Here is a 1,251-nt window from a genome sequence, read left to right as displayed (position 1 = left end):
CAATGGGGGGGGCCCCCGCGGGCGCCGGGGCCCCCCGGGCCGACGCCGGTGGCACGGTGATGCAGGAAAAAGCAGATTGCCCCGCCAGCGGCTGGGCCAGCGGCGCGGACGGGACGCGGTTCGCGGCCCAGAGCAGTGCGGCCAACGAAGCCGCCAGCAGTATCCATATCCAGCGAGGCATGGCGTGTCTGCCCGGCTACTGGCCGGCGAGGTCCGCCAGCGCGCGCTGGAAGCGGTTGGCGTGCGAACGCTCGGCCTTGGCCAGCGTTTCGAACCAGTCGGCTATTTCGTCCAGGCCCTCTTCGCGGGCGGTCCGGGCCATGTCCGGGTACATTTGCGAGGACTCGTGCGTTTCGCTGGCGATCGCCGACCTGAGGTTGCTGGCGGTGTCGCCGAAGGGCAGGCCCGTGGCCGGGTCGCCGCACGACTCAAGGTATTCAAGATGGCCGTGGGCGTGGCCGGTTTCACCCTCGGCGGTCGACCGGAACACCGACGCCACGTCGCTCAGGCCCTCCACGTCGGCCTTCTGTGCGAAGTACAGATAGCGACGATTGGCCTGCGCTTCGGTGGCGAAGGCGGCCTTGAGGTTTTCTTCGGTCCTGGAACCCTTGAGCGTCATGGCGAGGTCTCGTGGCGAGGGTGGGCGCAGGGCCCCGTGGCGTCTGTGTCCCGGAGCATAGTCCCCAATCGGCGGGCCGTGGAGAGGCTGATCCCGACGGCCGGGCCGAATCCTGCGACGCGGGGTCAGCGCGCCAGGTCGCCGGCAGCCTCGGGCTGGTAGCGGATGGCAACCACCCGCAGCCGCAGCGGGCGACCGCCCGGTCCCTGCCAGTCGATCTGCTGGTCGACCGAAAGGCCCAGCAGGGCAGTGCCCACCGGCGCCAGCACCGACACCTTGCCCACCGCCGCATCGGCATCGCTGGGGTAGACAAGCGTGATGGGATGGGTGTCGCCGGTGATGTCGTCGACGCAGTCCACGGTGGAGTTCATCGTCACCACGTTGGCCGGCATACGCTCGGGCGGCAGCACGGTGGCACGGCCGATTTCCTCGCCCAGGGCAACGGCCGCAGGCGAGTCGCGAAACTCGGGGGCTTCCAGCAGCGACTCCAGGCGGCTTACGTCCAGGCTGGAGAGGGTGATGGGCGGCAGGGTGGAAGGATTCATCTCGCACTCCAAAACGGAAAGGGGGGGGCGCGCCAACCCCCCCCCCCGGTTGTTGGGTTTTTGGTGCAAAGGATACCCCCGCGCGGG

Annotated in this window: 2 protein-coding genes; both read right to left on the bottom strand. The window is 69.5% G+C overall.

Annotated features, from left to right (window positions below):
• Nucleotides 1–196: 196 nt before the first annotated feature.
• Entirely contained in the window at nucleotides 197–619 is a 423-nt protein-coding gene (locus K0M70_RS06710; RefSeq protein WP_290780856.1) for a rubrerythrin family protein, read from the bottom strand.
• Nucleotides 620–744: 125 nt separating this feature from the next.
• Nucleotides 745–1,164: a nucleoside diphosphate kinase regulator gene (gene rnk / locus K0M70_RS06705; protein WP_290780854.1), complete on the bottom strand. Its 420-nt coding sequence runs from the start codon at nucleotides 1,162–1,164 to the stop codon at nucleotides 745–747.
• Nucleotides 1,165–1,251 lie beyond the last annotated feature (87 nt).

It is taken from the genome of Arenimonas sp. (assembly GCF_019459675.1).
Classification (GTDB): domain Bacteria; phylum Pseudomonadota; class Gammaproteobacteria; order Xanthomonadales; family Xanthomonadaceae; genus Arenimonas.
Note: the sequence above shows the minus strand (reverse complement) of the source record. Positions and strands in the feature narration are given on the sequence as shown.

What these genes read in the sequence shown, in the direction of transcription:
- K0M70_RS06710 (WP_290780856.1), bottom strand. Translation starts at nt 619, where the DNA reads ATGACGCTCAAGGGTTCCAGGACCGAAGAAAACCTCAAGGCCGCCTTC.
- rnk (WP_290780854.1), bottom strand. Translation starts at nt 1,164, where the DNA reads ATGAATCCTTCCACCCTGCCGCCCATCACCCTCTCCAGCCTGGACGTA.